Annotated in this window: 23 protein-coding genes; 12 read left to right on the top strand and 11 right to left on the bottom strand. The window is 59.3% G+C overall.

The features are described 5' to 3' along the window. The first annotated feature begins 71 nt into the window (after positions 1-71). Both ACA070_RS23450 and ACA070_RS23445 read left to right on the top strand, forming a co-directional pair. Positions 72-605, top strand: coding sequence for a gluconokinase (locus ACA070_RS23450; RefSeq protein ID WP_497448528.1), 534 nt, complete (start codon positions 72-74; stop codon positions 603-605). Between the two features lie 82 nt (positions 606-687). Continuing rightward, positions 688-2,040, top strand: a complete 1,353-nt coding sequence (locus ACA070_RS23445) for a GntP family permease (protein WP_131059736.1) — start codon at positions 688-690, stop codon at positions 2,038-2,040. Between the two features lie 155 nt (positions 2,041-2,195). Here the strand turns inward: ACA070_RS23445 and alaC are convergent, their stop codons facing one another. After that, positions 2,196-3,413 carry an alanine transaminase gene (alaC, locus tag ACA070_RS23440; protein ID WP_497448527.1) on the bottom strand — a complete coding sequence of 406 codons (1,218 nt, stop codon included), beginning with the start codon at positions 3,411-3,413 and terminating at the stop codon, positions 2,196-2,198. 138 nt (positions 3,414-3,551) lie between these two features. Here alaC and ACA070_RS23435 point away from each other — a divergent pair, with 138 nt between their 5' ends. The 4 genes from ACA070_RS23435 to ACA070_RS23420 all read left to right on the top strand — a co-directional run bounded on the left by ACA070_RS23435 (position 3,552) and on the right by ACA070_RS23420 (position 5,739). After that, positions 3,552-4,214 carry a LysE family translocator gene (locus tag ACA070_RS23435; protein ID WP_497448526.1) on the top strand — a complete coding sequence of 221 codons (663 nt, stop codon included), beginning with the start codon at positions 3,552-3,554 and terminating at the stop codon, positions 4,212-4,214. A gap of 67 nt (positions 4,215-4,281) precedes the next feature. After that, positions 4,282-4,770, top strand: a complete 489-nt coding sequence (locus ACA070_RS23430; RefSeq protein WP_497448525.1) for a GyrI-like domain-containing protein — start codon at positions 4,282-4,284, stop codon at positions 4,768-4,770. Positions 4,771-5,083: 313 nt separating this feature from the next. After that, positions 5,084-5,572: a GNAT family N-acetyltransferase gene (locus tag ACA070_RS23425; protein ID WP_497448524.1), complete on the top strand. Its 489-nt coding sequence runs from the start codon at positions 5,084-5,086 to the stop codon at positions 5,570-5,572. Continuing rightward, complete coding sequence (locus tag ACA070_RS23420) at positions 5,569-5,739, top strand: hypothetical protein (RefSeq protein ID WP_497448523.1); 171 nt, start codon at positions 5,569-5,571, stop codon at positions 5,737-5,739. The genes ACA070_RS23425 and ACA070_RS23420 overlap by 4 nt, the downstream gene beginning before the upstream one ends. Positions 5,740-5,894: 155 nt before the next feature. Here ACA070_RS23420 and ACA070_RS23415 read toward each other — a convergent pair whose 3' ends face one another. Continuing rightward, complete coding sequence (locus ACA070_RS23415; RefSeq protein WP_497448522.1) at positions 5,895-6,500, bottom strand: pyridoxamine 5'-phosphate oxidase family protein; 606 nt, start codon at positions 6,498-6,500, stop codon at positions 5,895-5,897. A 7-nt stretch (positions 6,501-6,507) separates the two neighbouring features. After that, a complete protein-coding gene (locus ACA070_RS23410) occupies positions 6,508-6,993 on the bottom strand; it encodes a GNAT family N-acetyltransferase (protein WP_497448521.1) in 486 nt (161 codons plus the stop codon). A 140-nt stretch (positions 6,994-7,133) separates the two neighbouring features. On the opposite strand from ACA070_RS23410, the gene ACA070_RS23405 reads away from it, so the two are divergent. From ACA070_RS23405 to ACA070_RS23395, 3 genes are all read left to right on the top strand, one after another. After that, a complete protein-coding gene (locus tag ACA070_RS23405; RefSeq protein WP_497448520.1) occupies positions 7,134-7,559 on the top strand; it encodes a YybH family protein in 426 nt (141 codons plus the stop codon). Between the two features lie 78 nt (positions 7,560-7,637). Beyond that, positions 7,638-7,982 (top strand): YciI family protein, encoded by a 345-nt coding sequence (locus ACA070_RS23400; RefSeq protein WP_438662675.1) that lies wholly within the window; start codon positions 7,638-7,640, stop codon positions 7,980-7,982. Positions 7,983-8,092: 110 nt separating this feature from the next. Further along, complete coding sequence (locus ACA070_RS23395; protein ID WP_497448519.1) at positions 8,093-9,328, top strand: RNA polymerase sigma factor; 1,236 nt, start codon at positions 8,093-8,095, stop codon at positions 9,326-9,328. Positions 9,329-9,553: 225 nt separating this feature from the next. Here ACA070_RS23395 and ACA070_RS23390 read toward each other — a convergent pair whose 3' ends face one another. Beyond that, a complete protein-coding gene (locus ACA070_RS23390) occupies positions 9,554-10,408 on the bottom strand; it encodes a LysR family transcriptional regulator (RefSeq protein ID WP_497448518.1) in 855 nt (284 codons plus the stop codon). Positions 10,409-10,498: 90 nt separating this feature from the next. Between ACA070_RS23390 and ACA070_RS23385 the strand changes: the two genes are divergently transcribed. After that, positions 10,499-10,936 carry a multidrug/biocide efflux PACE transporter gene (locus ACA070_RS23385; protein ID WP_497448517.1) on the top strand — a complete coding sequence of 146 codons (438 nt, stop codon included), beginning with the start codon at positions 10,499-10,501 and terminating at the stop codon, positions 10,934-10,936. 110 nt (positions 10,937-11,046) lie between these two features. Here the strand turns inward: ACA070_RS23385 and ACA070_RS23380 are convergent, their stop codons facing one another. Further along, positions 11,047-11,805 carry an SDR family NAD(P)-dependent oxidoreductase gene (locus tag ACA070_RS23380; protein WP_497448516.1) on the bottom strand — a complete coding sequence of 253 codons (759 nt, stop codon included), beginning with the start codon at positions 11,803-11,805 and terminating at the stop codon, positions 11,047-11,049. A gap of 121 nt (positions 11,806-11,926) precedes the next feature. Here ACA070_RS23380 and ACA070_RS23375 point away from each other — a divergent pair, with 121 nt between their 5' ends. Further along, the gene (locus ACA070_RS23375; RefSeq protein WP_497448515.1) at positions 11,927-12,823 is read left to right on the top strand and encodes a LysR family transcriptional regulator; all 897 of its coding nucleotides are present in this window, start codon (positions 11,927-11,929) and stop codon (positions 12,821-12,823) included. Positions 12,824-12,945: 122 nt separating this feature from the next. On the opposite strand, the gene ACA070_RS23370 is transcribed toward ACA070_RS23375, so the two are convergent. The 4 genes from ACA070_RS23370 to ACA070_RS23355 form a co-directional block, all read right to left on the bottom strand. Then, positions 12,946-13,668: a TylF/MycF/NovP-related O-methyltransferase gene (locus ACA070_RS23370; RefSeq protein ID WP_054044827.1), complete on the bottom strand. Its 723-nt coding sequence runs from the start codon at positions 13,666-13,668 to the stop codon at positions 12,946-12,948. Continuing rightward, positions 13,665-14,531, bottom strand: a complete 867-nt coding sequence (locus ACA070_RS23365; RefSeq protein ID WP_497448514.1) for a hypothetical protein — start codon at positions 14,529-14,531, stop codon at positions 13,665-13,667. Before ACA070_RS23365 ends, ACA070_RS23370 begins: the two co-directional genes overlap by 4 nt. 292 nt (positions 14,532-14,823) lie before the next feature. Continuing rightward, a complete protein-coding gene (locus tag ACA070_RS23360) occupies positions 14,824-16,440 on the bottom strand; it encodes an inorganic phosphate transporter (RefSeq protein ID WP_497448513.1) in 1,617 nt (538 codons plus the stop codon). A 220-nt stretch (positions 16,441-16,660) separates the two neighbouring features. Further along, complete coding sequence (locus ACA070_RS23355; RefSeq protein WP_461976044.1) at positions 16,661-17,683, bottom strand: transporter; 1,023 nt, start codon at positions 17,681-17,683, stop codon at positions 16,661-16,663. Between the two features lie 455 nt (positions 17,684-18,138). Between ACA070_RS23355 and ACA070_RS23350 the strand changes: the two genes are divergently transcribed. Next, positions 18,139-19,761 carry a methyl-accepting chemotaxis protein gene (locus ACA070_RS23350; protein ID WP_497448512.1) on the top strand — a complete coding sequence of 541 codons (1,623 nt, stop codon included), beginning with the start codon at positions 18,139-18,141 and terminating at the stop codon, positions 19,759-19,761. 158 nt (positions 19,762-19,919) lie between these two features. Here ACA070_RS23350 and ACA070_RS23345 read toward each other — a convergent pair whose 3' ends face one another. Further along, a complete protein-coding gene (locus tag ACA070_RS23345; RefSeq protein WP_497448511.1) occupies positions 19,920-20,225 on the bottom strand; it encodes a PepSY domain-containing protein in 306 nt (101 codons plus the stop codon). 164 nt (positions 20,226-20,389) lie between these two features. Further along, the gene (locus ACA070_RS23340) at positions 20,390-21,517 is read right to left on the bottom strand and encodes a glycerophosphodiester phosphodiesterase (RefSeq protein WP_497448510.1); all 1,128 of its coding nucleotides are present in this window, start codon (positions 21,515-21,517) and stop codon (positions 20,390-20,392) included. Positions 21,518-21,632: the final 115 nt, after the last annotated feature.

The following is a 21,632-nucleotide window of genomic DNA, read 5'->3' as shown; positions in this document are numbered from 1 at the left end:
TCGGCAACTTCTGCTTTTGAACGAGTGTCACAGCTTTCAAAGGTAGCGCTGTCTGCGCGCTAAGGTGTTACATGAATCATCCCATCACCGCCCTGGTTATCATGGGCGTTGCCGGTTGCGGCAAGACTTGCGTCAGCGAGGCCTTGTGCCAACTCAGCGGCGCGACCGCCATTGAAGGCGACACTTTCCACCCTGCCGCCAATATCGAAAAGATGAGCGCGGGGATCCCCCTGAACGACGAAGACCGTGCCGGCTGGCTCGACAGCCTGTGCGATGAACTGCGCCGCATTGACGCCCAGGGCCAGCGCCCGGTGCTGACCTGCTCGGCCCTCAAACACATTTATCGCGAACGCCTGCGCAGCGCCTTGCCTGGCCTGGGCTTCGTGTTCCTTGAGCTGACCCCTGAAGTCGCCGCTGATCGTGTCTCCCATCGGCCGGGCCATTTCATGCCTTCGACCTTGATCGACAGCCAGTTCGCCACGCTTGAATCGCCCGTAGGTGAGCCCTTGACCCTGGCTCTGGACGCTTCGAACCACAGCGTCGAGCAACTGGCGAAGCAGGCTCACGTCTGGTGGCTGGAACATGGCCTGAAACGCGCGTCATGATTTTTGCCTCAATAGACAGCGCTGTCCTTATGGCTTGCGAATTACCCGTTTTAATAACAACAACAACCAGGAGACACCCCTAATGTTTGGCATGTCCCACGAGACGTTCCTGCTGCTAGACGCAGTGGTCACGGTGATCGGGCTTATCGTCCTGATCACCAAGTTCAAGTTCCACCCCTTCATTGCCCTGATCATTGCCGCAGCCTTTCTCGGGCTGACCTCCGGCATGCCGATCGGCACCATCATCAAGGCGTTCCAGGACGGCTTCGGTGGGGTGCTCGGTTTCGTCGGGATCATCCTCGCGTTGGGCACGATGCTTGGCAAAATGATGGCCGAGTCGGGCGGGGCGGATCAGATTGCCCAGACGCTGATTCGTGCGTTCGGCAAGGACAAGGTGCAGTGGGCAATGATGTTCGCCGCCTTCCTGGTCGGCATTCCACTGTTCTTCGAAATCGGCTTCGTGCTGCTGATCCCGCTGGTGTTCATCGTCGCCCGGCGTACCGGCGTGTCGATCATCAAGATCGGCATCCCGCTGCTGGCCGGTCTGTCCGCCGTACACGGTCTGGTTCCGCCGCACCCGGGTCCGTTGCTGGCCATCGGCGTGTTCGGTGCCGACATCGGTAAAACCATTCTCTACGGTCTGATCGTTGCGCTTCCAACGGCCATCATTGCCGGCCCGATCTACGGCACGTTCATTGCCAAATACATTCCCGGTCATCCTAACCAGGAACTGGTGGATCAACTGGCACGTGAGAACGATTCTGCCGATCTCCCGAGCTTCGCCATCACCTTGATCACCGTGCTTTCGCCGGTGTTCCTGATGCTGCTCAAGACCTTTGCCGATGTGGTGCTGCCGGACGGCAACTTCTTCCGCACCTTTATGGACCTGATCGGTCACCCGATCTCGGCACTGCTGCTGGCGTTGCTGCTGTCGCTGTACACCTTCGGTTACAAGCAGGGCATTGGCTCCAACCAGATGCTCAAATGGCTGGACGCGAGCCTCGCGCCGACCGCCGCGATCATCCTGATCATCGGTGCCGGTGGTGGCTTCAAGCAGATGCTGGTGACCAGCGGCGTTGGTAATGTCATCGGCAACATGGCGGTGGAAGCGCAGATCTCGCCGATTTTGCTGGCGTGGCTGGTGGCGGCGGTGATCCGTATCGCGACCGGTTCGGCGACCGTGGCGACCATTACCGGCGCGGGCATCGTGGTGCCGGTGGTGGGGATGATTCCGGGTGTGAACCGTGAGCTGCTGGTGCTGGCCACCGGTGCCGGTTCGTTGATCTTGTCTCACGTCAACGACGCGGGTTTCTGGCTGGTGAAGCAGTACTTCAACATGACCGTGGCTGAAACCTTCAAGACCTGGACCGCGATGGAAACCATCCTGTCCATCGTTGCGCTGGGCTTTATCCTGCTGCTGTCGATGTTCGTTTAAGCAGCACCGCAAAACCCGGTTGGTGACACAGCTCTTGTGATCAACACCTAACAAATGTGGGAGTGAGCCTGCTCGCGATGACTGACTAACATTCAACATCTTCGTTGAATGTTAGGCCCTCATCGCGAGCAGGCTCGCTCCTACAGTGTTTTGTGTCAGGCGTTGGATTTGGCGACCAAGCCATCCGCCCTGAACATCCCTCGAATCCCGCGCACAGCCTGACGAATCCGGTCCTGGTTTTCGATCAGCGCAAAGCGCACGTGATCATCCCCATACTCACCAAACCCGACACCCGGCGAGACACAGACCTTGGCCTCGGCAAGCATTTTCTTGGCGAATTCCAGCGAGCCCATGTGTGCATACGCGTCGGGAATCTTCGCCCAGACGTACATCGACGCTTTCGGATTCTCGACCATCCAGCCCAGTTCATGCAGGCCTTTGACCAGCACGTTGCGGCGCTGCCGGTATTGCTCGGCAATGTCTTTGACGCACTGCTGATCGCCTTCCAGCGCCGCAATGGCCGCGACCTGCAGCGGGGTGAACGTGCCGTAGTCGTGGTAACTCTTGATCCGCGCCAGGGCGTTGACCAGTTCAGCGTTGCCAACCATGAAGCCGATGCGCCAGCCCGCCATGTTGTAGCTCTTGGACAGGGTGAAAAACTCCACCGCGATGTCCTTGGCCCCCGGCACTTGCATGATCGACGGGGCTTTCCAGCCGTCGTAGACGATGTCGGCGTAAGCCAGGTCGTGCACCACCAGAACGTCGTATTGCTTGGCGAGGGCGATAACTCGCTCGAAGAAATCCAGCTCCACGCACTGGGCGGTGGGGTTCGACGGGAAACCGAGGATCATCATTTTCGGTTTCGGGATCGAACCACGAATAGCGCTTTCCAGTTCGGCGAAGAAGTCCACGCCAGGGATCAGCGGTACCGAACGCACCTGGGCACCGGCAATCACGGCACCGTAGATGTGAATCGGGTAGCTCGGGTTCGGCACCAGCACGGTGTCGCCCTGGTCGAGGGTGGCCAGCATCAAATGCGCCAGGCCTTCCTTGGAGCCGATGGTGACAATGGCTTCGGTTTCCGGGTCGATGTCGACCTCGTAGCGATCCTTGTACCAGTTGGAAATGGCCCGGCGCAGACGCGGAATGCCCTTGGACGTCGAATAGCCGTGGGTGTCTTCGCGCTGGGCGACGGTGACCAGTTTTTCGACGATGTGCGGCGGAGTAGGGCCGTCAGGGTTGCCCATGCTGAAGTCGATGATGTCTTCGCCACGACGACGGGCGGCCATCTTCAGCTCGGCAGTGATGTTGAATACGTAAGGGGGGAGTCGATCTATGCGCGCAAAGCGGCGCGGCGAACCTGGGTTGGCCATTGTTGCCTCGGTAACGTGAGCGCCCGGAACCGTCCGAGCGACGCTGGCCACTGCGGTGGCCTGTGGCGGAATGTAAGGGCTGTTGTGGCACACTGTCCAGCGACGATGTAAACAAATTTGTCCGAAGGAAATCGCTTGATGGAATTTACCAGCGGCTTTTTGCTGAGCCTTTCGCTGTGCCTGGATATCGGCGTGGCCAATATCGCGATGATCACCCTGGCCATGCAGCGCGGCTATTTTCAAGGCTTTGCCCTGGGCTTGGGGACCTGCGTCGGTGACCTGATTTACGCAGTGCTGGCGCTGGCGGGCATGACCGTTTTGCTGCAATACGAAACCGTGCGCTGGGTGCTGTGGATTGGCGGCTCGGCGTTGCTGGTGTATTTCGCGGCGAAGATGATCTACTCGGCGATTCACCATGAGGCGGTGCTGGCGCAGTCCGCGGAGGTGGGTCAGAACTCTCACCGTAAGGAGTTTTTGCGCGGGATATTTCTGGCCATGTCGTCCCCCAGCGCCATCCTCTGGTTCGCGGCGGTGGGCGGCACGCTGATCGCTCGCTCTGGTGGCGGTGATGCCCTCAGTTCGGCACTGTTTCTCGGTGGGTTTCTCTGCGCTGGCGTGCTCTGGTGTGTCGCTTTGTGCTTTGCCGCGAGTCATGGTGGCAAGTTGCTGGGCGACAAACTGCTGCGTTACTCCTACATGGCATCAGCGGCGATCTTCTGTTACTTCGCGGTCTACGTGATTCTATCGGGGTACAACGAGTTTGTTGGTGCAGGGGCCGTAGAGCAGTTGCACGCCCTGTAATTGGGCGAATCGGGTTTGGCTTCTATACTTGCAGCCGAACCCACTTTTTTGTTCCAGGAGTTGAGTCATGGATGAGCACGCAGACGTCAAACTGGCCGAGCCACGCTTCGAACACGGGCACTTCCTGCTCATTGCGGGGCTGGGTGGTCGATTTACCCAGCAGACCACGCAAGGCATCCCCGATCTTTGGGAGAAATTCATTCCCGAGATTGGCAAAATTCCCGGTCAAAAAGGTGAAGTGACCTACGGGATCTGCTGCAATCCCGATGGCAAAGGTGGTTTCGAATATATTGCCGGCGTGGAAATCAGCAAACTCGACGACCTTCCAGAAAAGTACCGCTGGGTCGAAGTTCAACCCCAGGATTACGCGGTGTTCGAGCACAAAGGCACTCTGGAGCAGTTGCCCGCGACCTTTCAGTACATCTGGAAAACCTGGTTGCCGGCGTCCGGTAAAGAAGCGGCGGACGCCCCGGAATTCGAACGTTATAGCGAAGACTTCAACCCGAAGCTCAATACCGGAAAGCTGGAAATCTGGCTGCCGCTCAAAGAGAAATGACTGCATCAAGAGGCGGACCGTCGTCCGCCTCTTGAACGTCACTTGCCTTGCTTCATCCGTCGCGACCGCAACACGTCAATCGACAACGTGACAAAGCCAAACGTGCTAATGCCCAACAGCAAGAGAAGTCCGATCTGAACGCTGCTCATGGTGTGTTCCCCCTATTGATGGCCAGAGACAGGCCACACCAATAATCCGAACCGGCGTGCAATGACAGCGTCTATATGCAGGCTTTACGGCGGTTGCGGTGATCGATATGAACACCTTATTAATTTATGATCGCAGCCTTCTCCCACGCTGATTCCGAGCTGCCATGAACACCGTCATCCGCCACGTCACTCCCGCTGACCTGGACCGCTGCTACGCCATCGAAACCGTTGCCTACGAAGGCGACGAAGCCGCCACCCGCGAAAAAATCGCCACCCGCATCGCCACTTGGCCCGAGGGCTTTATCGTCGCTGAGGTGGACGGCGTTGTAGCCGGTTTCATCAATTCCGGTGCGGCGTTTCAGGTGGAAATGTCAGACGAAGCGTTCAAGGAGCTGATCGGCCACGACCCGGCGGGTCCGCAGGTGGTGATTATGTCGGTGGTAGTGCACCCGGAATATCAGGGGCAGGGATTGGCGAAGCGTTTGATGGGTGAGTTCATCGCGCGGATGCGGGCGATGGGCAAGACCACCATTCACCTGATGTGCAAGGAGCGGCACATTCCGCTGTATGCCGGATTTGGGTTTGCCTACATCAAGCCTTCGGCTTCGGATCACGGCGGCATGGCGTGGCATGAGATGGAGTTGATGTTGTGATCGAGTCTTACGAGAAACGTGAGCGGCGAGATGAGACCATCGCGTTGATCAGGCTGCTTTCGTTCTCTTCACGAGACAAGAATCAGGGGAAGCTGATTTCTGGTGACTTGTTGCTAGAAAAGCTGGCGAAGCGGCGCAAATTGCTGCAGTACCATAACGATGCTTGAGGCCTTCAACGTCGAGTTCGCGAGCACCGCGTAACAGACGCTGTCTCTCTGGAGCACCATGCGACGCTGAAGTAACTGTTCGGCGACTACTTATTGCTCTGACAGCTTCCGACATCCCCAAGGGGTGCATCAAGGCAACCCTTTTTCGTGTTTAATCAGTAGAGACTGTCCCGCACCCGCGCCGGCGCTTCCCGGTCATACGTTTCGGCATCGAACTGCCCGTCATTCAAGCGCTTGTGAAACGCCCCCGCCGTCGGCAGCGCCGAGCGATCCAGATGCTTCTCGGGGTTCCACAAATCCGAACGCACAATCGCTTTCGAGCAGTGAAAGTAGGCCGCTTCCACCGTCACCAGCATCACCGTGCGCGCCGGTTTGCCGTTCACCGCGAAACTCTCCAGCAACGCCGGTTCCGCGCTGATCTTCGCCGTGCCATTGACCCGCAACGTCTCGCCAATCCCGGGAATGATGAACAGCAGCGACACCCGCGAATCGAGCACCACATTGCGCAACGTATCGATGCGGTTGTTGCCTGGACGATCAGGGATCGCCAGGGTTTGCGGGTCGATGATCCGCACAAAACCCGGCGTATCACCCCGGGGCGAACCGTCCATGCCATCGGGGCCGACCGAGCTGATGATCACCAGCGGGGAGGCGCGGACCATCGCCTGATAGTCCTCGTTCAAAAAGGGAATCTGCTTGCGCACGGCGCGGTCGTGGGGTTGGCCGTAGATCGCTTCCAGTGCTTCGATGCTGTCGAGCATAACCACCTCAGAAAATCAGACTCATGCGCCGTTCATAACCGATCCGGCCCTTGTAGGCCTCGCCGCTGTCGACCCAGCCGAATTTTGCATAGAGCGCAATGGCCGCCGCGTTGTCAGCATCCACCGAGAGTTCCAGCGCTTTGATTTCCGGGAACGCCTGCCGAGCCACGTCGGGCAGGGTTTGCAGGCAGGCTTTTCCATAGCCCTTGCCTTGAGCGCGGTGATCGACTTGCAACGCATGCAAGGTCGCGCTGTGTTCGTCGGCCCACGCCGGCAACACGGGCGGGCGTTTCAGCAGCAGGAACGCCACGGGAACCTCCTCGACCAGCAGCGCAAATCCCTGGACGCCGGGGCCGGGTTTGGACAGCAAGGTGTGCAACGCACCGTGGATGTCGCCGGAGAATTTGATCTGTTCTTTATGAACTTCGATGGCCTCGACCTGCTGGCGCTGGAGCGCGTTCAGGTTTTCGTAAGGCACGAGTCGGGCTGTCACTGGAGTGTCCTTTTTCCAACAAAGTGTGTTTCGGATTCTAACGAGTTTGCGTTCATGGATTATTTTTATTTCGGCTGTCGATTTGGCTGTTCGCCAGACGACTAAGGGTGTCTTCACAACAAAAAGCACGGAGAACCACCATGACGGCTACAACTGAAATCCAGGCCCTGATCGACAATTATCGCCAGGCGGTAATCGCCAAGGATGTCGAGAAACTCATGTCCTTTTACGGCGACGACATCGTCTCCTACGACGCGGTAAAGGCCCTGCAATTCCGGGGCAAGGCGGCTTACCGCGCACATTGGGAAGAATGCATGGAGATGTGCCAGGGCGCGCATAAGTTCGACTTCGACCATATGAACATCGTCGCTGACGAGCACATCGCCTTCGCCCACTGGCTGGCCCATTGCGGTGGCACCAACGAGAAAGGTGAAACCCAGGCCTGCTGGATGCGGGTGACTGCCTGCTATCGGCGCGACGCGGGGCAATGGCGCATCGTCCACGAACATTGGTCGGCCCCGTTCGACATGACGAGCGGCACGGTGCTGTTCAACCTTGAACCCTGAATCGAGTGCTTCGTCGGGAATGTCGCGAAGGCGCCCATCTGCAGCCATAGTTGATCAGTTCGATCCGGGAGAGCCCACATGAAGTACTTATGCCTGGTCTACAGCAACGAACAGGAGTTGCATTCGCAGCCCGACAGTCCCCATGACGCCGAGTGCATGGCCTATGCCGAGTCGATCGAGGGCAGCGGCCGGATGATCGCGGCCGAGGCGCTGGAGTCGGTGCAAACCGCGACCACCGTGCGCATGCGCAACGGCAAGATGTCGATCACTGACGGCCCGTTCGCCGAAACCAAGGAGCAACTGGCCGGCTTCTACCTGATCGATGCCAAGGACCTCAATGAAGCCATTCAGGTCGCCGGCAACATCCCGGCGGCCCGGGTCGGCAGCGTCGAGGTGCGTCCCGTTCGCCAATTGAATCCCTGAATAACAAGCACAAGACAGGAGATCCTCGTGAGTCCCCAACCGTATAAGCAACAGCCTGCCGAATTCGGCGATCGATTGGTGACGCTGGTGACTGAAGGCATGCCGGACTGATGCCTGACGTTTCGGTCTCGGCGCGGGTCGAGCAGGTCTACCGTGAAGACTCGCGGCGGATTCTGGCGACGCTGATCCGTCTGCTTGGCGATTTCGACCTCGCCGAAGAGGCTTTGCACGAGGCGTTTTTCGTCGCGGTCGAGCGTTGGCAACGTGACGGCGTGCCGGACAATCCACGCACCTGGCTGGTGTCCACCGGGCGTTTCAAGGCCATTGATGTGTTGCGTCGGCGCGCGCGTTTTGCGGCGTCCAGGCCAATATTGATTGCTCAACTGGAGGAGCTGGAGCAGGCCGACTGGAGTGATGAAGACGTGGAAGATGATCGCTTGCGGCTGATCTTCACTTGTTGTCACCCGGCCCTCGCGTCGGACGCCCAAGTGCCGTTGACCCTGCGTGAAGTGTGTGACCTGACCACGGAGGAAATTGCCCGCGCATTTCTCTCGGCGCCGGCAACCATCGCCCAGCGAATCGTGCGCGCCAAAGCGAAAATCCGTGACGCCAAAATCCCTTATCAAGTGCCGACACTGGCGGAACTGCCCGAGCGTCTCGACAGTGTGCTGAGGGTGATTTACCTGGTGTTCAACGAAGGTTACTCGGCGTCAGTCGGCGCAGAACTGACCCGCGAAGACCTGACACGCGAAGCCATTCGGCTCGGGCGATTGTTGATGGAGTTGCTGCCGGAATCGGAAGTGATGGGATTGCTGGCGTTGATGCTGTTGCATGAATCACGACGCCGGGCCCGGACGTCGGCGAGCGGTGAGCTGATTTTACTGGATGAACAGGATCGCTCGTTGTGGGATGCCGGGATGATCGCCGAAGGTTGCGCGCTGGTGGAAGCGGCGCTGACCACTGGACGGTTCGGGCCTTATTGCCTGCAAGCAGCGATTGCGGCGGTGCATGCCGAAGCACTCACGGCGGGGGAGACGGACTGGCAGCAGATTGTGGGTTTGTATGACGTGCTGTTGGCGGCGGTGCCTTCGCCGGTCATCGAGTTGAACCGTGCGGCGGCGATCTCCAGGCGGGATGGACCGTTAGCGGGGTTGGTGCTGGTGGAAGGGATTCTGGATCGGGGGGATTTGCTGGATTACCACTTGGCGCATTCGGCGCGGGCGGATTTTTGTCGGCAGTTGGGGAGGGTTGAGGAGGCACGGGCGGCTTATGAGCGGGCGCTGGAGTTGACGCAGCAAGTGCCGGAGCGGCGGTTTATTGAGGCCAGGATCAAGGCTTTGAAGTGATGTGAGTTTGCGGGCCCCATCGCGAGCAGGCTCACTCCCACAGTGGATTTGTGCCGTAACGAAGATTCGCTGGGGAGGCTTTGAAATGATTTGAGTTTGCGGGCTCCATCGCGAGCAGGCTCACTCCTACAGGTGGTGGTGTACACAAGTTTTGTGACCACCGCTGTCCACTGTGGGAGCGAGCCTGCTCCGGGCGGCGTTCCGACGATAAGGGCCGAAGGACCTTCATTCCAGCATCTTGCCGAGCAACCAACTCCCCGCCGGCCCCGGCGGATGCGGCCGTGACCACAAGGCATCGACAAACACCGGTTTGGGCCAACCGCGCACGTCCAGTTCAACCAGCGTCCCCGCCCCAAACCGACCCACGAGCCAACGCGGCAACGGCGCCCAACCGAACCCGCCCTGGGCCATTTCCAGCAGCATCAGGTAACTCGGCGCCGACCAGACACGTCCCTTCGCACGGCTTTCATACGGATTGACGATCGTCGCCAGGCGCAATTCCCGATGCAGTTGCAACAGGTGTTGATCAATGTGACCCAGCGCCGCCAACGGATGCTCACGGGACACGAACAGGGCGATCTCCGTCCGTTCCTCCACGGTCGAACTGACCAGATCCGGCGGGTAACTGTCCTGCTTTTCAGCGAAAGCCACATGCGCCCGACCGCTTTGCACCAAGGCCACCAGGTCATCGCATTCAGCGATCAGGCATTCAAGTTCAAGGTCTGGATAACGCTGCTCGAACGCACTCAACGCTGCTTCGAAACGGTCGGATTGGTAGGTGTCGGAAATCGCCACCGTCAGCTTCGGCTCAACCCCTTGAGACAGTTGGCTGGCGGTCATTTCCAGGCGGCTGGTGGCGGCGAGAATCTCCTCGGCCCGTTGCAACATCACATGCCCGGCCGGGGTCAGGCTCGGCTTGCGGCTGCTGCGGTCGAAGAGGGTCAGGTTCAGATCGATCTCAAGGCTCGCCACTGCAGCACTGATGGTCGACTGACTGCGCCCCAGTTTACGCGCCGCCGCGGAAAACGAGCCTTGCGTCGCCGCCTGGACAAACGCCTGCAACACTTCCTGAGAAGCCATGAACTATCGCCTTGATCGATGGTTATTGGTTATGAAGTATCGGTGCGAGGCGTGATCATGGCAACCACAGTCACTCAGGGAGCCCTGATCATGAACGTCAACAAATCCATCACTGAACGTATTTTCCAGGCCATCGGGTTCGAAGTGCTGGCCATCCTGATCTGTACGCCGCTGCTGGCGTGGATCATGGACAAACCAATGATCGAAATGGGCGCTGTCACCGTTGTGATTGCGGCGCTTGCCCTGGGCTGGAACGTGGTCTTCAACGGCCTGTTCGACCGTTTGCTCAAACGCTATGGCATCGTCCATAACGCTTGGGTGCGGGTTGTCCATGCGCTGCTGTTCGAAGGCGGTCTGGTCGCGATGGGGGTGCCGCTGATTGCGTGGTGGCTGAACGTCAGCCTGTGGCAGGCGTTCCTGCTGGACATCGGCGTGCTGCTGTTTTTCCTGCCGTACACCTACGTTTATCACTGGGCGTATGACGTGGTGCGGGAGCGAGTGGTGATGCGCCAGGCTGTCTCGGGATAAACGCAAAAGATCGCAGCCTCGTTTCACTCGACAGCTCCTACAGGGGATGCATTCCAATGTAGGAGCTGTCGAGTGAAACGAGGCTGCGATCTCTTGATCTTGAGGGTGTCTTACAAAAACATCCCGCCCGACGCTTCAACGCGCTGGCCGTTGATCCATTGGCTACCCGGCGCCAGCAGCAGTGCAATCGCAGCGCCAATGTCATCCGGCTGACCCACCCGACCCAACGCAGTATTGCTGGCGACGTAGCTGTTCACGTCGCTGTTGTCGCGCACCGTGCCACCACCGAAATCGGTTTCGATGGCGCCCGGCGCCAAGGTGTTCACGGAAATACCGCGGGCACCCAGCTCCTTGGCCTGATAGCGGGTCAGCACTTCCATCGCGCCTTTCATCGCCGCGTAAGCGCCGTAACCCGGCAAGCTGAAGCGGGTCAGACCGCTGGACACGTTGAGGATGCGCCCACCTTCCGCCATCAGCGGCAGCAAGTTCTGGGTGAGGAAGAACGGCCCCTTCAGGTGAATGTTCATCAGCAAGTCGAACTGGGCGACGGTGGTGTCGACGAAATTCGCGGTCAGGCCGATGCCGGCGTTGTTGAGCAAAAAGTCGAACTGCTGGCGATCAAAACGGCTGCGCAACACGTCGGCGACCTCGGTGGCGAACGCTTCGAAACGTTCGCTTTGGCCCACGTCGAGTTGCAGCATCACCGCCCGAGCGCCGAGGCTTTCGATTTCGGCGACCAGTGCCTGCGCTTCATCGGCCTTGCTGTTGTAGGTGCCGATAATGTCGACGCCTTGGGCGGCCAGATGCAGCGCTGCGTTTTTGCCGAGGCCGCGGCTGGCGCCAGTGATCAGTGCGATTTTACGGTTCATGGGACTTCCTCAAGGGTGGTGGGTAACGGTGTGAAGGAAGTTTATTTATCCGGCCCATGGTGATAAACAGACTGAAACTGGAATCACTGGTCGGTTAAACCGAACAATAGAGGGTCGGCCCATGAACAAGCTGGAACTGCTGCGTTCCTTCGTGCGTGTCAGCGAGATGTCGAGTTTTACCCTGGCGGGCGAAAGTCTGGGCGTACCCAGATCGACCGTGTCGGAGCACGTTCAGGCGTTGGAAGCCTTGTTGGGGACGCGCCTGTTGCAACGCACCACGCGCCGGGTTCAGGCGACGCAGGACGGCCTGGTGCTGTACGAACGCAGCCGGGACTTGTTGTCGCACATGGATGAAATCGAAGGGCTGTTTCGTCAGGACGCGGCCTCGCTCACCGGGCGGATTCGCTTTGACATGCCGAATTTTCTGGGCCGGCAAATGGTGCTGCCGCGCTTGCCGGAATTCATGGCGCTGCACCCCAACCTGGAACTGGAAATCAGCACCACGGATCGCCGGGTGGATTTGCAGAGGGAAGGCTTTGATTGCGTGGTGCGGGTCGGTGCGCAGCCGGATCAATCAGTGGTCGCGCGTCACGTGTGTGATTTTGCGATGGTCAATTGCGCCAGTCCCGCCTACTTGCAACGCTATGGAATGCCGGAGAGTCTTGAGGATCTGGCACAGCATCGGCTGGTCCATTACGTCGGCGTACTGGGTTCGCGCTCGGAGGGTTTTGTGTACGAGGTGGACGGCTCGGTGCATCGATTGCCGATGGCGGGCAGCGTCACGGTGAACAGCACCGACGCTTATGAAGCGGCGTGCCTGGGGGGATTCGGTCTGATTCAGGCGCCGATCAAGGGCATGCAATCGCACTTGCTCAGCGGTGATCTGGTGGCGGTGTTACCGCAGTTCAGCGCGCCGTCCATGGAGGTCTCGCTGCTCTACGCCCGGCAACGGCATTTGCCGCTGCGGGTGCGAGCGTTCATGGACTGGCTGGCAGGTGTCATCCAGTCCACAACCTGAAGAAGTACTCGGTCAAATGTGGGAGCGAGCCTGCTCGCGATGGGGCCTCCACACTCAACATCATCGTTGACTGACAGACCGCTATCGCCGGCAAGCCGGTCTCACTCCCACAGGGTTATGGGTTAGACGTGGAAATAGCCTACGCAGCTATCAAACGGCAGGCGTTTGAGTTCGATCTTGTTCAGGTCCAGCACTTCACGCAGGGCCTTGGTTTCGCCCGGGAAGTTGCGGTAAGCCACTTCGTCCAATACCACGACCGCGCCTTTTGGCATGTACGGCAGGAACGTTTCCAGCGCGACTTTGGTCGATTCGTACAGGTCGGTGTCGAGGATCAGCATGGCCACGACCAGGTCCGGACGGGTCTTGACCCACTCAGGCACGGTCTTGACGATGTCGCCTTTGACCAGCTCGCAACGCGGGATGCGGTTGACCGGGCGCAGCAGGTCGTTGGCGTCGATCATGTCCTGGATCAGCGACTGGTCGGTGTCGGAGAACATGGTCTCGTTGACGTCGGCCGGGTCTTCTTTCTTGTCGATGCTCTGGAAGCCTTCGAAGGTGTCGAAGCCCACGATCGAACGGTTGATCGCGTACGGCTCGAGAATCATCGACAAGTGCATGTACAGCATCAGCGAGTTGCCCTTGTACACGCCGCACTCGATGATCGCGCCCGGTACTTCAGCGACTTTCTTGAACAGTTCCATGCGCGACAGCGCAGCGGTGACGCCGATGCGGTTGGCGAAGACGAACGGCGCGTCGGCCACGTACTCGGCATCGACCCGTTTCAGAACGTTGGCACGGGTTTCGTTGTACTGGGCCTCGGCAGGCGTGATGCGACGCTTGGTCATTGCTGGATTCCTTGGAAATTCGAGAAGTCGTGGGCGTGGAAATAGTCTTTGAAACCGGCGCCGACGTCAGGGCAGGCGCTGTCGACGTTGATCGCGCCGCGCTTGTGCTTGAGGTCGTCGAGGTGCATCAGGCGGAAGTCCACGCTGAAGCGGGTTTGTTCGGTGTAGTTGGCGACCGTGCCGTGCAGGTGCGAGCCGGAGAAGATCAGCATCTCACCGGTGTTGCCGGCGATGCGCACTTCAGACGCGGTGTTGATCGCTTCCAGCGGCACCGGGTGCACGCGGACTTCCTCTTTGAGGTTGTCCTTGGCCTTGTGCCGCTGGTTGCTGATCCAGTCGTTGAGGCTCCATTCGCTGGAGGTGTTCTTCACTGGCACGTCGAAGTAACCGGCGTTGATCATCATGGTCTGGTCGGGGCGGATGGTGTGCACCGGCATCCAGGTGTTGATCTGGCAATCGACGCTGCCGTACCACGTGTCGCGATGCGGTTTGTAGGCATAGCTGACACCGGCGTGCAGGTAGTCATAGTTCGGCACCACGCGAATGCGCGGCACGTCGAAGATGTACTCGCGCGGGTCGACGCCGATCTCGTCGATAAACGACAGGATCAGGTCCTTGGCGCGCTGGCTGTTGGTGAACTGGCCCTTGAGGCGCGTCACCAATACCACGAATTCTTCCACCGGCATCAGCGTGTGCAGCGCCTGGTGATTGGTCTCGCCGTCGAAGGCGGCGGTGATGCTTTCCTGGGCGAACGCACACAGCTCTTTGGCAGCGCGCAGCTGAGTGTTCAGGAAAATGTCGCCGGCGTAGATGGCTTCTTTGAAGTCAGCTTTCTGTTGAAGCTGATTAATGTACAGATTCACGATTCCACTCCTGAATGCATCGAGTCTCTTAAGAGTCGGCCACACGTTAGCAAACTGAAGTGCAATCCGGCGGGTGGTGGATCAATAAAAACGCAAATGCCTGAATTTGCGACGAAATGCGTTGTCCCGGCCAAAAAAATCCCTGTAGCAGCTGGCGAAGCCTGCGTCCGGCTGCGAAGCAGTCGTAAATCCGGTACACGCGGTATGTCTGATGTACCGCGCGTGATGGTTTTACGACTGCTGCGCAGCCGGACGCAGGCTTCGCCAGCTGCTACAGGGTTATGTGTTGCGGCTAGAAGATTTGGGTAAACAGCCAGTACAGGCTGCCCGACAACAGAATCGCCGCCGGCAAGGTCAGCACCCAGGCCATCAGCAGGTTGCGGATGGTCCTCATCTGCAAGCCGCCGCCGTTGGCGACCATGCTCCCGGCCACCCCCGAGGACAACACGTGAGTGGTCGACACCGGCAAGCCGAACATGTCGGCCGCGCCGATGGTCAGCATGGCCACGGTTTCTGCCGAGGCGCCCTGGGCGTAGGTCAGGTGGGTCTTGCCGATCTTCTCGCCGACGGTCACCACGATGCGCTTCCAGCCGACCATGGTGCCCAGCCCGAGCGCAATCGCCACGGCGATCTTCACCCACAGCGGAATGAAGCGCGTCGAGTTGTCGATCTGTTGTTTGAACAGCTGCAGTTTGCCGCTGGTGTCGGCGTCGAAGTTGCCGATCTTGTTCTTGTCCATCAGGCGAATGGTTTCGCTGGTCAGGTACATGTCGTTACGCACGTTGCCCACCGCCTCGGCCGGCACTTTGGACAACGAGCCGTAACCCTTGACCTGCGCGCCGATGCTGCCAGTCAGGGCGGCGAGGGCAGGGACCAGTTGCGGCGTGGCTTCCTTGCTGCGCACGTATTCGGAGAGCACCGGACGCGGATCGGCCGGGGCCGGCATCGGCGCGCTTTTCACCAGCGCTTGCTGGGTGACTTCGGCGACGGCGGCGAATTGCAGCGCCTGGTCGGCCGGCATGGTGCGGTTCAGTGCATAAGCCATCGGCAGCGTGCCGACCAGAATCAACATGATCAGGCCCATGCCTTTCTGGCCGTCGTTGGAACCGTGGGCGAACGAAACGCCGGTGCAGGTTACAATCAACATGCCGCGAATCCACCACGGTGGCGGCGTGTTGCCAACCGGTGCCTTGTACAGCGCGCGATTCTTGACGAACGCCCGCAGGGCCAGCAGCAACAGCGCGGCAAAGCCGAAGCCGACCAGCGGTGATAACAGCAACGCATAACCGATCTTGGTCGCCTGCGCCCAGTCCACGCCGCTGGTGCCGTCATGGCCGTGCATCAGGGCGTTGGCCACGCCGACACCGATGATCGAACCGATCAAGGTGTGCGACGACGAGGCCGGCAAGCCCAGCCACCAGGTGCCGAGGTTCCACAGGATCGCGGCGATTAACAGGGCGAAGATCATCGCGAAACCGGCGGAGGACCCGACTTGCAGAATCAGCTCCACCGGCAGCAGGGCGATGATGCCGAACGCCACCGCACCACTCGACAGCAGCACCCCCAGGAAGTTGAAGAACCCGGACCAGGCCACCGCGAAATTCGGTGGCAGCGAGTTGGTGTAAATCACCGTGGCCACAGCGTTGGCGGTGTCGTGGAAACCGTTGACGAATTCAAAGCCCAGGGCGATCAGCAATGCGACGCCCAACAGCAGAAACGGCGTCCAGGTGGTGACCACCGTGCCGAGTTCGTGCATGTCGTGCATCAAGCTGTAAGCGGTAAACAATAACCCGCTGGCCAACACGCCGAAAAACACCACGAGGGTGAACAGGCTGGGTTTTTTATCGAGTTGCGGTCTGGCGCTACTGGCGGGAGCCTGCGTTTCGGTGGTGTAGGAAGGCGTAGCCATGACGGACAATCCTGAGGAGGGATGAGGTATCGGTCATGATCGTTGCAAAATGTTACAGAGAGACTGCCCTGGGTCAGGGTTTGGGGTTTTTGCTTATTCGTTAATCAGAATTTACCACGCTCCCTGTAGGAGCGAGGCTTGCCCGCGAAGGCGGTGTATCAGGTAAAACGCCTTCGCGGGCAAGCCTCGCTCCTACAAGTGAAGTGCGCGATTTGAAGGATTAATAATCCTGGCGCTTACGAAACGCCCAACGCCCCGCAATCACGGTAAACGTCGCGACCAGCGCCACCAGAATCCAGAACCCCTCCGGATCCCCCGAAAGCGGCACCCCACCCACGTTCATGCCAAAGAAACCGGCAATGATGTTGATCGGTAGCGCCAGCACCGTCACCACGGTCAGGGTGAACAGCGTGCGGTTGCTCTGCTCATTCAGATTGGCCGCAATCTCTTCCTGCAACAGCTTGATCCGCTCGCCGAGCGCCGTGAGGTCGTTGATGATCAGCGCAAACTCCTCGGTGGATTTGCGCAGCTCCTTCACGTCTTCCTTCTGCAACCATTGCGGCGGCCGGTTCAGCAGCCGCAACAACGACCCTGGCTCCAGTGCCAACAACCGTTGCAGGCGCACCAGCACCCGGCGATTGGCACCGAGTTCAGCACGGTTGGTCGACAGCCGCGACGACAGCAACTCATCTTCGATCTGATCGACACTGAGGCTGGTTTTGCGCACGATCTGGGTCAGCACTTCGCCCTGATCGCGCAGCAAATGCACCAGCAATTCCAGCGGTGAGCGAAAGCACTCGCCGGCCTTCACCGAGGACCGCAGTTTGTCCACCGAGTGCAGCGGTTGCAGGCGCGCGCTGATGATCAGCCGACTGCGGGCACACACCCACAACGTCGACACATCGGACGAAACCATGCTGCTGAGGTTGAACACCACGTCGTTGACCACCGCCAGCAACGCCGAATCGACGTGCTCGATGCGCGTGGATCGAGAGCCTTCGTGCAAGGCTTCGAAAAACTCGTCCGGCAGTTCCAGATGGCTTTTCATCCAGCGCTCGCACGCGGCATGCGCGAGGTTCAGGTGCAGCCACAGAAATTCGTCACTCTCGTCCGGCTGTTGCAGGCATTGCAACGCCTTGGCCGAATCAATCTCCCGACCACGCTCGCCGGGGCGAAAACTGAAACCGTAGAGCAGACCGAAGAGGTCCGGGTCGCGATGGCTTTGGTCGATGCTGTGGTTCATGAGGGCTCGCTGAAGGAGGCGCGGTCGGTCGCTTTGTGGCTCGCGGAAGGAAGCACTGTCGGTCGCTTTATGTAGCAGCTGGCGAAGCCTGCGTTCGGCTGCGCAGCAGTCGTCAAACCTGAGTATGCGGTCTTCCTGACGCAACGCATCGCCTGATTTCACGACTGCTGCGCAGCCGAACGCAGGCTTCGCCAGCTGCTACAAGTCGAGTAATGGCCAGGTTCACTTGAGCCGCATCATCGCAACTGTGGATGACGGTTTTGTGACGATAAAATAACCGCAAACGATTGCGTTACCGGTGGTCGGATTTGATTCAAGAACCGCTCTGGAACGCCGATCTCGCTTAAGTTACCTTGCGCGGCTTCGGCCATGAGCCAAGTTTCAGACAGGGATGTCCGGACACCTTTTCACGCTGTGTTTGCTGCGTGTCTCACCCCTGTCATGAGTATCACTCGATGCTGCAAAAATCCCTGAGAGCACAAATCTTAGCCTTGTTGAGCGGCAGCCTGTTGGCGATGCTGTTAATCGCCCTGGCCTGCTTTCACTTTCTGTCCGGCGGCGTTCAGAGTTACGCGAATCTGATCGAAGGCCCGTTGCACACCTCGCAGTTGATCGACGAAGCCAACCTGCAATTCAAGGTGCAGGTTCAGGAATGGAAAAACGTCCTGCTGCGTGGCAAACAACCGGCTGACCGGGACAAATACTGGAAGCAGTTCGAAGACCGTCAGCGCGATGTGCAGAGCATTCTCGGTGAACTGGCCGGGCAGAAGGGCATCGAGCCGCAACTCAAGACCCGCATCGAACGCCTGCGTGACGAACACCGTCTGCTGGGCGCCGCCTATCAGAAGGGCCGTGATGCGTATGTGGCGGCCGGTGCCGATCCAACGGCGGGCGACGCGGCCGTCAAAGGCGTGGACCGTGCAACCAGCGATCAGATGAGCGAACTGGTCAGCGAATTGCGCAAGCAGGGTGCCGAGCAATCGAAGCTGATCAGCGCCGACGCCGATCGCACCGTGTTGCTGGGGATCATTGTGATGCTCGCCTCGGGCCTGTTGATCGGGCTGTTGAGCCTGTGGCTGGTCAACCGCAACCTGGTTGAACCGATCCGCAAACTGATCGAATACGTGGCGCAACTCAGCCAGGGCAAGTTTGCCGAGCGCGTGGCCAGCACCCGTCAGGATGAGCTGGGCAAGTTGGCGGTAGCGGCCAACACCTTGCGTGATTTCCTCGCCGAAACCTTCAACCGTTTGCAGCGCAGCGCCAAGGATCTGGACAGCGCCAGCGGTGAGCTGAATTCGATCGCAGGCCTCATGGCCAGTGGCACCAACGAACAGTTCAACCGCACCGATCAGGTGGCCACGGCAATGAACGAAATGTCTGCCACCGCACAGGAAGTCGCCCGTCACGCCGCCGATGCGGCACGTGCCGCCGACGATGCCGACCAGTCCGCCCAGCAGGGCGAAAAAGTCATGCAGGGCACCATTCACACCATCACCCAGATGCGTGGCGAAATCGCCAATACCGCCACGGTCATCCGCCAACTGGAAACCGACAGCGGACGGATCGGCAAGGTGCTGGAAGTGATTCGCGGCATCGCCGAACAAACCAATCTGCTGGCGCTCAACGCAGCGATCGAAGCGGCCCGTGCCGGTGAAGCCGGACGCGGTTTTGCCGTGGTGGCCGATGAAGTGCGCAGCCTGGCCCAGCGCACGGCGGCGTCGATCATCGAGATCAACCAGATCATCCAGACCGTGCAAACCGGTGCAGTGGACGCGGCTCAGGCGATTGAAAGCGGTCAGTCGCGCAGTGAAGAAAGCGTCGAGCAGGTGACCCAGGCCGGCGCCATGCTGGAGCGGATCACCCAGGCCGTAGAAGCCATTCGCGACATGAACCGTCAGATCGCCACCGCCGCCGAAGAGCAGACCTCGGTGGCCGAGGACATCTCGCGCAACCTCACCGAAATCACCAGCATCGCCAGTACCAACCTGGACAACGTGCAGCGCACTGAAGCGGCCGGCCGCAATTTGCACGGGTTGTCGGGGCAGTTGAATGAAGTCACGGCGCGTTTGAGCGCGTAATGGAAAGGGCTGTGTACCGGTTTGCTTGCCGAATCGGTACACAGTCGATCCAGTACGTCGGGGTCTCTGGTCAGCACGACCGCCTGAGTCTTGTGTGAATCCGACATGCAAAAAAGCCGCACGATCCGAAGATCGTGCGGCTTTGTTTTATACGGGTATCAGGTGTCTTGCTTGTCGCTCAGGACTTTGCCGGTGGTGGCATCGAAGTCCACGTCGAATTCTTTGCCGTCAGCGGTTTTCAGTTCCACTTCGTACTCGTAGTTATTGAAGTGGTTGTCCAGGTCGGTGTCGGTGATGGTCGCACCCGGGTGCAGTTTCAGCGCCTCCTGGTTCATTGATTCCAATGACTTGATCTTGCCGCTCTTGACCAGCTCAGGGATCTGGTCGACGCGAACGTCGGCCTGGGCCAGACCAGCAGTGAGGGTCAGGGCAGCGGCAGTGAACAGGGCAGTCAGGGTTTTCATGAGATTCTTTCCTTGGGGTGATCTGTTTAAGTGGGATCAGATTAACTACGCCAACTTAATTCAGCCTTAATTCCAGACAACGGATCGTTCCTGCGCAAAGCGGAACGATCGCAATCCTTTGTGGGCGCGTGGCTTGCCCGCGATGGACTCACCACTGTCCAGAATCAATACCCGTTGTTCTGCAGCAACTGCGCAACCGTCCCGGCCGCCGGGCGTTTGTAGAACTTCAGCAATTCGCTGGCGCGGTTGGTGAAGATGCCATCGACGCCGGCCGCCATGACTTTCTGGTAATCCACAGCATCATCGATGGTGTAGACGTGCACCAGCAGGCCCTGATCGTGGGTGTACTGGTTCATCCACGGTTGCACAAGGTCCGAATAGCTCTGATCTCCACCCTTGGTCAACGCGGCCGAAGGACCGGTGCCGATGGCGCCTTGGGCCTTGGCGTACTCGACCCATTGCTGGAATTCGGCTTTGTCTTTCGGTTCCTGTTTGGCGTAGTAAGTCGCTTTGTCCTTGTCGCCGGACTCGGCAAACGTCACTTTGGATTTCGGCTCGATACTGCCTTCGCCAACCCACAGCAACAGGATTTTCGGCACTTGCGGCATTTCCTTCTCAAGCAATTCGAGGCTGCTCTTCTCGAAGGTTTGCAGCACGACTTTGCCTTTGCCCTGGCCGACCGCCAGATTGCTTTTCGCCAGTTTGGAACCGGCCGGGCTCAGCCAACCGCGGTCCTGCAATTTATCCTTGAGGTCGCTTTCGATACCGGGGAATTGCTTCGGCTCTTTGGTTTCGATGTACAGGCCGGGCTTGTGCAGCGGATTGCCCTGGGCGATGTCGATGATTTCGTCGAGGGTCAGAATCTTCAGGCCGACGAAGGAAGGGCGCGCGCGATCCGGGTACGCAGTGTTGAACCAACTGCCGGCATCCAGGGTTTTCAGTTCGGCGAGGGTGAACGCGTTGGCCGGGCTGTCCTTGCGATCGGGGAATTTTGTAGCGACGTCGGTGGTGCGTTGCAGGTTGTTGTCGTGCAGGGCGAACAGCACGCCGTCCTTGCTGCGTTGCAGGTCCATTTCCAGGTAGTCGGCGCCCAGGTCGCGAGCCAGTTTATAGGCGGCAGCGGTGGATTCCGGTGCATCGAAGGAGGCGCCTCGGTGGGCGATCACTGCCGGATGCGGGATGCCCAAACGGGTCGCCAGAGCAGTCGGGCTGGGCTCGTTGGCGGCCTGTGCCTGGCCGAAGCCGAGCAGCATGCTCAGCAGCAGGGCGCTTTTGGTGAAGGTAACAGGCATGGTCGAGGTCCTTTCGCGTTGAGTTTTCAAAGACGTCTCTTTTAACAACTGAGCGCCGCCAGCGCTATCGCCAGACCGACATAAACGTGTTTAAAGCAGATTTTTTCAGCGCTTT

The sequence above is a fragment of the Pseudomonas sp. LBUM1678 genome (genome assembly GCF_059695575.1).
The sequence above is the reverse complement of the archived record's forward strand: the minus strand, read 5'-3'. Positions and strand labels throughout refer to the sequence as shown.

Coding starts and splice junctions, on each gene's coding strand:
- ACA070_RS23395 (WP_497448519.1), top strand. CDS start 8,093: ATGCCTGACGTTTCGGTCTCGGCGCGGGTCGAGCAGGTCTACCGTGAA.
- ACA070_RS23355 (WP_461976044.1), bottom strand. CDS start 17,683: ATGAACCACAGCATCGACCAAAGCCATCGCGACCCGGACCTCTTCGGT.
- ACA070_RS23430 (WP_497448525.1), top strand. CDS start 4,282: ATGGATGAGCACGCAGACGTCAAACTGGCCGAGCCACGCTTCGAACAC.
- ACA070_RS23435 (WP_497448526.1), top strand. CDS start 3,552: ATGGAATTTACCAGCGGCTTTTTGCTGAGCCTTTCGCTGTGCCTGGAT.
- ACA070_RS23450 (WP_497448528.1), top strand. CDS start 72: ATGAATCATCCCATCACCGCCCTGGTTATCATGGGCGTTGCCGGTTGC.
- ACA070_RS23360 (WP_497448513.1), bottom strand. CDS start 16,440: ATGGCTACGCCTTCCTACACCACCGAAACGCAGGCTCCCGCCAGTAGC.
- alaC (WP_497448527.1), bottom strand. CDS start 3,413: ATGGCCAACCCAGGTTCGCCGCGCCGCTTTGCGCGCATAGATCGACTC.
- ACA070_RS23370 (WP_054044827.1), bottom strand. CDS start 13,668: ATGACCAAGCGTCGCATCACGCCTGCCGAGGCCCAGTACAACGAAACC.
- ACA070_RS23340 (WP_497448510.1), bottom strand. CDS start 21,517: ATGCCTGTTACCTTCACCAAAAGCGCCCTGCTGCTGAGCATGCTGCTC.
- ACA070_RS23405 (WP_497448520.1), top strand. CDS start 7,134: ATGACGGCTACAACTGAAATCCAGGCCCTGATCGACAATTATCGCCAG.
- ACA070_RS23415 (WP_497448522.1), bottom strand. CDS start 6,500: ATGCTCGACAGCATCGAAGCACTGGAAGCGATCTACGGCCAACCCCAC.
- ACA070_RS23400 (WP_438662675.1), top strand. CDS start 7,638: ATGAAGTACTTATGCCTGGTCTACAGCAACGAACAGGAGTTGCATTCG.
- ACA070_RS23345 (WP_497448511.1), bottom strand. CDS start 20,225: ATGAAAACCCTGACTGCCCTGTTCACTGCCGCTGCCCTGACCCTCACT.
- ACA070_RS23375 (WP_497448515.1), top strand. CDS start 11,927: ATGAACAAGCTGGAACTGCTGCGTTCCTTCGTGCGTGTCAGCGAGATG.
- ACA070_RS23380 (WP_497448516.1), bottom strand. CDS start 11,805: ATGAACCGTAAAATCGCACTGATCACTGGCGCCAGCCGCGGCCTCGGC.
- ACA070_RS23385 (WP_497448517.1), top strand. CDS start 10,499: ATGAACGTCAACAAATCCATCACTGAACGTATTTTCCAGGCCATCGGG.
- ACA070_RS23350 (WP_497448512.1), top strand. CDS start 18,139: ATGCTGCAAAAATCCCTGAGAGCACAAATCTTAGCCTTGTTGAGCGGC.
- ACA070_RS23425 (WP_497448524.1), top strand. CDS start 5,084: ATGAACACCGTCATCCGCCACGTCACTCCCGCTGACCTGGACCGCTGC.
- ACA070_RS23445 (WP_131059736.1), top strand. CDS start 688: ATGTTTGGCATGTCCCACGAGACGTTCCTGCTGCTAGACGCAGTGGTC.
- ACA070_RS23390 (WP_497448518.1), bottom strand. CDS start 10,408: ATGGCTTCTCAGGAAGTGTTGCAGGCGTTTGTCCAGGCGGCGACGCAA.